The sequence below is a fragment of the Bradyrhizobium sp. genome (genome assembly GCF_019244115.1).
In the GTDB taxonomy this organism is placed as follows: domain Bacteria; phylum Pseudomonadota; class Alphaproteobacteria; order Rhizobiales; family Xanthobacteraceae; genus Bradyrhizobium.
The window spans coordinates 1-5815 of the sequence record NZ_JAFATE010000603.1; the positions used below are offsets into that span (position 1 = coordinate 1).

The window sequence follows — 5815 nt, forward strand, 5'->3', positions numbered from 1 at the left end:
TGAGACCGAGCAGCGGCTCTATCTCCTGAACGCCTGGCGGGAAGCGCCTGCCTATTCCGAGCGCGAGCGCGCAGCGCTCGCCTGGACCGAGGCAGTGACGCTGATCGCGGACACGCACGCACCGGACGATCTCTACCAGGACGTGCGAAAGCATTTTTCGGACGCCGAGACTGTCAACCTGACCATGCTGATCGCAACCATCAACGCCTGGAACCGGCTCGCGATCTCGTTCCGCGCCGTGCCGCCGGTGCGGGCGAAAGCGGCCAGCGCGGCGTAGAGTTCAGGCGCGAGTCATTTGTTCAGGCTGTCATGCCCCGCGGGAAAGCGGGGCATCCAGTATTCCAGAGACGTCAGTGCTTGAGCCGATAGGCCGCGGCGTACTGGATCGCCCGGTCGAGCCGGGGGATGACAGCGGAATTAGTGGCAATCAGATGATGTCACACTGCCGTCGCGCGGGCGAACTCGATATAGATTTCGCGCAGCCGCGTCGCCATCGGCCCCACCTTGCCGCCACCGACCGGCTTGCCGTCGATCGTCACCACCGGCTGCACGAACGCCGAGGCGCTGGTGATGAAAGCCTCCTTGGCGGCGAGCGCCTCGGCGACAGAGAACGGCCGCTCCTCGACCTTGAGCTGCCGCTCCTCTGCGAGCGCCACCACCGCCTTGCGTGTGCACCCCGGCAGGATCGCGTTGGAATTGTTGCGAGTTACGATCACATCGTCCTGCGTCAGGATGAAGGCCGAGGACGAGCCGCCCTCGGTGACAACGCCGTCCTCGACCATCCAGGCCTCGCCGCATCCGGCCTCGGCGGCCGCCTGCTTGGCGAGCACCTGCGCGAGCAGCGCCACGCTCTTGATATCGCGCCGCTCCCAGCGGATGTCGGGCACCGTGATCACGCCGATGCCGGCTTTTGCGTTCGGCGCGTTGATGATGTCCTTGGCCGAGACGAACATCACGAGCGTCGGCGTGACGCCCTTCGGAAACACGAAATCACGCCCGCTATCCGCGCCGCGCGTCACCTCGAGATAGAGGAGGCCGCTGTCGAGGGCGTTGCGCGCAACCAGCTCCTTCTGGATCTCCTGGATGCGCTCCAGCGTTTCCGGCAGGGGCAGCGCGATCTCGCCGACCGAGCGCTGCAGCCGCGCCAGATGCGAGGCATTGTCGACCAGTCTGCCGTCGAGCACCGCCGCGACCTCGTAGATGCCGTCGGCGAACAGAAAACCGCGGTCGAGGATCGAGACCTTGGCGTCCGAGAGCGGCACGAAGGCACCGTTGACATAGGCGATGGGGTGCAAGCGAGTCTCCTGTGGCGGCGAGTGCGTCGCGGCGACTCTTAGCGCTTGATCGCTGATTATGAAACCCCAAAGCGCAAAGCCTTGCGCGGTCATTGCGAGGCGCATTTGCGCCGAAGCAACCCAGACCTTCGCTGCGGAAAGATCTGGATTGCTTCGCTTCGCTCGCAATGACGGAAGCCACCAACTCCGTCATTCCGGGGCGCCTCGAAGAGGCGAACCCCGGAATCTTGAGATTCCGGGTCACGCTTCGCGTGCCCGGAATGACAGTGGAGATTGGATGACGGGCGCGGCTAATGCGACAGGATCTTCGACAGGAATTTCTGGGCGCGGTCGCTGCGCGGCTTGCCGAAGAAATCGGTCTTCGGCGCGTCCTCGACGATTTCACCCCGATCCATGAAGATCACGCGATGTGCGACTTTTGAGGCAAAGCCCATCTCGTGGGTGACGACCATTATGGTCATGCCATCGCGCGCGAGATCGACCATCACGTCGAGCACTTCGCTGATCATCTCCGGATCGAGCGCCGAGGTCGGCTCGTCGAACAGCATCGCGATCGGGTCCATGGCGAGCGCGCGCGCGATCGCCACGCGCTGCTGCTGACCACCCGACAGCTCGGCCGGAAATTTTGTCGCGTGCTCCTTCAAGCCGACGCGGTCGAGCAGCTTCATGGCCTTTGCGACCGCCTCGTCATGCGGCCGGCCCAGCACCTTTTCCTGCGCGAGGCAGAGATTGTCGATGATGCGCAAGTGCGGGAACAGCTCAAAATGCTGGAACACCATGCCGACGCGGGCGCGCAGCTTTGGCAGGTTGGTCTTGGGATCGCCGACGCTGATGCCCTCGATGGTGATCTCGCCCTTCTGGAACGGCTCCAGCGCGTTGACGCATTTGATCAGCGTCGACTTGCCCGAGCCCGACGGACCGCACACCACCACGACCTCGCCCCTGGCGACGGCGGTCGTGCAATCGTTCAGCGCCTGGAACGAGGCGCCATACCATTTGCTGACATGCTTGATTTCGATCATTCAGGTCTCGCTTAGCGAACGATGGCAATGCGCGCCTGCAACTGGCGGACGCCGAAGGACGCGACACAGGATATCGTGAAATAGACCAGCGCGGCGAACAGATACATCTCGACCAGCCGCCCGTCGCGCTGGCCGACGATGCTCGCCGCGCCGAGGAAATCGGGGATCGACACCACATAGACTAGCGAGGTGTCCTGAAAAAGCACGATGGTCTGCGTGAGCAGCACCGGCAGCATGTTGCGGAAAGCCTGCGGCAGCACGACATAGCGCATGGACTGGCCATAGGTCAGGCCGAGCGCCGAAGCCGCGGCGGGCTGCCCCTTCGAGATCGACTGGATGCCGGCGCGCATGATTTCCGAGAAGTAGGCGGCCTCGAACATGATGAAGGTTATCAGCGACGAGGCGAAGGCGCCGACCTTGATCGGCCGCGAGGCGCCGGTCAGCCACTGCCCGATATAGGGCACCAGGAAATAGAACCAGAAGATGACGAGCACCAGCGGCAGCGAGCGCATCAGGTCGACATAGAGGCCGGCGATGCGGCCGAGCAGCTTTTGGCCGGACAGCCGCATCAGCGCGATCAGCGTTCCAAAAATGATGCCGCCGACGGCCGACAGCGCGGTCAAGGTCAGCGTGAACGCCATGCCGTCGAGGAACAGATAGGGCAGCGCGCGGCGGATGACGTCGAAATCGAAATTCGCGAACATCGTGCTCACTTCCCCGCGATCATACCGGGGATCGCCACGCGGCTTTCGATCACGCGCATCGCGGTGACGACGACGACGTTGATCAACAGATACATCACGGTCGCGGCCGTATAGGCCTCGAACACCTGGAACGAAAACTCCTGCATCGAGCGGGCCTGGCCGGTCAGCTCCAAGAGGCCGATGGTGATCGCGACCGCCGTGTTCTTGATGGTGTTGAGAAACTCCGACGTCAGCGGCGGCAGGATGATGCGGTAGGCAATCGGCAGCAGCACATAGAGGTAGGCCTGCGCCGTCGTCAGCCCGAGCGCGGTCGCCGCCTGTTTTTGACCACGCGGCAGCGAGCCGATGCCGGCGCGGAGCTGCTCGGCGACCCGCGCCGACATGAACAGGCCGATGCCGATGGCGGCGGTATAGAACGGTGCATGTGGCAGCTGCTTCAGCCACAGTCCCCAGGCGCTCGGCAGCACTTCCGGCAGCACGAAGAACCAGAGGAAGAGCTGCACCAGGAGCGGCATGTTGCGGAAGAATTCCACATAGGAAAAGCCAATGAGGTTCGCGGGTTTCGAGGGCAGCGTGCGCATCACGCCGATGATCGAGCCGGTCACGAGCGCGATGATCCAGGCGGCGAGCGAGGTCTCCAGCGTCAGCAGCAGCCCCGACAGCAGCATGTCGAGATAGCTGCCGCCCCCGGTCGGGTTCGGCTCGAAGAAGATGTGCCAGTTCCAGTGATAGTTCACGAATGGATCCGCTGTCGCCTACGGCAAGCGTCATTGCGAGGCGCGTTTGCGCCGAAGCAATCCAGAATCTTGCCGTGGAATTCCTGGATTGCTTCGCTTCGCTCGCAATGACGGAACATCATGCACTGCGTCTCACCTCAGACGCATCACATCGCCTTGTAGGAATCCGGGTCCGACGAATCCGAGGGCTTGGCGAACTCACCTTTCAGCTCCGGCGAGATCGGCGTGTTCAGGTTGAGCCCCTTGGGCGGAATTTTTGACATGAACCATTTGTCGTAGAGCTTCTCGCCCTCGCCGGAGGTGTAGAGCGCCGCCGTCGCAGCATCGACCACCTTCTTGAAGGCGGGATCGTCCTTGCGCAGCATGATGCCGTAAGGCTCGGGCTTGGAGAACGCGTCCTTGGAGATCGCATAGGCCGCCGGGTCCTTCGAGCCGGCGACGAGGCTGGCGAGCAGGATGTCGTCCATCACGAAGGCGACGGCGCGGTCAGTCTCGACCATCAGAAACGCTTCGGCGTGATCTTTTGCGGGGATGATGGTGGCGCCGAGGCTGCGCGCGGCATTGGCCTCGGTGAGCTGCTTGATGTTGGTGGTACCGGCGGTCGAGACCACCTGCTTGCCCTTCAACCCGTCAATCGAGGCGATATTGCTGGACTTCTTGAAGACGTAGCGGCTCGCGGTCAAAAAGTGCGTGTTGGTGAACGCCACCTGCTTCTGGCGCTCCGCATTGTTGGTGGTCGAGCCGCATTCGAGATCGATGGTGCCGTTGGCGAGTAGCGGGATGCGGTTGGACGAGGTCACCGGCTGGAGCTTGACCTCGAGCTTGTCGAGCTTGAGCTCCGTCTTCACCGCATCGACGATCTTGGCGCAGATGTCCATGGCGAAACCGATCGGCTTCTGATTGTCGTCGAGATAGGAGAAGGGAATCGAGGACTCGCGGTAGCCGATGGTGATGGTGCCGGTCTCCTTGATGCTCTTCAGCGTGCCGGTCAGCTCCTCGGCGTGGGCCGCACCGATGTAAAATGCGGCTGCGACCGCAAGGCCCAGAATATCAAAACGTTTCACGGTACTTTTCCCTGTTGGATTGGCGAAAATGGTAGCAAGAACCGGGCCAGATGAGAACAACCCCACGCGCCCCGGAGCGCGGACAAGGTAAACGCGGCGCACGCGGAGGGTGCGCGGCAAAGCAGCGCAGGCGGTCTCTGACGCGGGCGGCGGCCTACGGGGCCAGCGCCGCCCTCCGGACCGTGACCAGCGCGGTGAGGCTGAGGAGGCAGATCGCGGTGAGATAATAGCCCGGCGCGAGATCGCCGATCAGGGCAAAGCCGCCGAGCCAGGTCATGATTGCCGGGCCCATACCGCCGAACAGCGTAACCCCGATATTGTAGCCGAGGCCAAGGCCGGTGGCGCGCGTGGCTGGCGGCAGCAGTTCCGCCATCAGTGCGGCCAGCGGCCCGTAATAGAGCGACTTCAGGATCGCGAGGCCGAGCACGGCGCCGACGATGATCGCAGGCGTCGGATTCTTCGTCAGCGTCAAAAAGGCTGGGAAGATCGCGAGCAGCAGCAGCAAGGCAATCGCGATCATGTGGGTGGTGCGTCCGATGCGGTCGGAGGCGGCGCCGGCGAGCGGGGTCAGCAGCGTCACCGCGATGGCGCCGGCAAAGGCGGCCGCAAAACCGACCGATGGATCGAGATGCAGTTTTTGCACGACATAGGTCGGCATGTAGACGATGAGGTAGTTGACGGCGGTGGACACCGCGAGCGCGCCGATGCCGAGCGCAACGCGCAGCTTCTGGGTCAGCAGCACCTCTCGTACTGGCGACCCGGTCTCGCCGGCCGGCGGCGCGGTGGCATCGTCGATGTGGTTGCGGATGTAGAGGCCGACCGGGCCGATCAGTACGCCGAAGAAAGACGGAATGCGCCAGCCCCAGGCTTGCAGGTCCGCTGCGCTGAGACAGGCGGTGAGGCCGGCGCCGAAGCCGGAGCCGAGGAGCTGGCTGACCCCTTGGCTTGCGAACTGCCAGCTCGCAATGAAACCGCGCCGATGCGGCATGTGCT

General features: G+C 63.6%; 7 protein-coding genes. 1 reads left to right on the forward strand and 6 read right to left on the reverse strand.

From position 1 onward, the window contains the following. Positions 1 to 277 (forward strand): carboxymuconolactone decarboxylase family protein (locus JOZ76_RS26715; RefSeq protein WP_441300103.1); only part of this gene is annotated, 277 nt, incomplete at its 5' end. 160 nt (positions 278 to 437) lie between these two features. On the opposite strand, the gene JOZ76_RS26720 is transcribed toward JOZ76_RS26715, so the two are convergent. From JOZ76_RS26720 to JOZ76_RS26745, 6 genes are all read right to left on the reverse strand, one after another. Further along, positions 438 to 1295, reverse strand: a complete 858-nt coding sequence (locus JOZ76_RS26720) for a D-amino-acid transaminase (protein ID WP_291703750.1) — start codon at positions 1293 to 1295, stop codon at positions 438 to 440. Between the two features lie 290 nt (positions 1296 to 1585). Then, positions 1586 to 2317 carry an amino acid ABC transporter ATP-binding protein gene (locus tag JOZ76_RS26725; RefSeq protein ID WP_291703752.1) on the reverse strand — a complete coding sequence of 244 codons (732 nt, stop codon included), beginning with the start codon at positions 2315 to 2317 and terminating at the stop codon, positions 1586 to 1588. Between the two features lie 11 nt (positions 2318 to 2328). Beyond that, positions 2329 to 3021: an amino acid ABC transporter permease gene (locus JOZ76_RS26730; protein WP_291703756.1), complete on the reverse strand. Its 693-nt coding sequence runs from the start codon at positions 3019 to 3021 to the stop codon at positions 2329 to 2331. 5 nt (positions 3022 to 3026) lie between these two features. Then, the gene (locus tag JOZ76_RS26735; RefSeq protein WP_291703758.1) at positions 3027 to 3758 is read right to left on the reverse strand and encodes an amino acid ABC transporter permease; all 732 of its coding nucleotides are present in this window, start codon (positions 3756 to 3758) and stop codon (positions 3027 to 3029) included. A 146-nt stretch (positions 3759 to 3904) separates the two neighbouring features. After that, complete coding sequence (locus tag JOZ76_RS26740; RefSeq protein ID WP_291703759.1) at positions 3905 to 4822, reverse strand: amino acid ABC transporter substrate-binding protein; 918 nt, start codon at positions 4820 to 4822, stop codon at positions 3905 to 3907. A gap of 154 nt (positions 4823 to 4976) precedes the next feature. After that, on the reverse strand, positions 4977 to 5815 hold an 839-nt coding region (locus tag JOZ76_RS26745), incomplete at its 5' end, for an MFS transporter (RefSeq protein WP_291703761.1).

Coding starts and splice junctions, on each gene's coding strand:
- JOZ76_RS26730 (WP_291703756.1), bottom strand. CDS start 3,021: ATGTTCGCGAATTTCGATTTCGACGTCATCCGCCGCGCGCTGCCCTAT.
- JOZ76_RS26725 (WP_291703752.1), bottom strand. CDS start 2,317: ATGATCGAAATCAAGCATGTCAGCAAATGGTATGGCGCCTCGTTCCAG.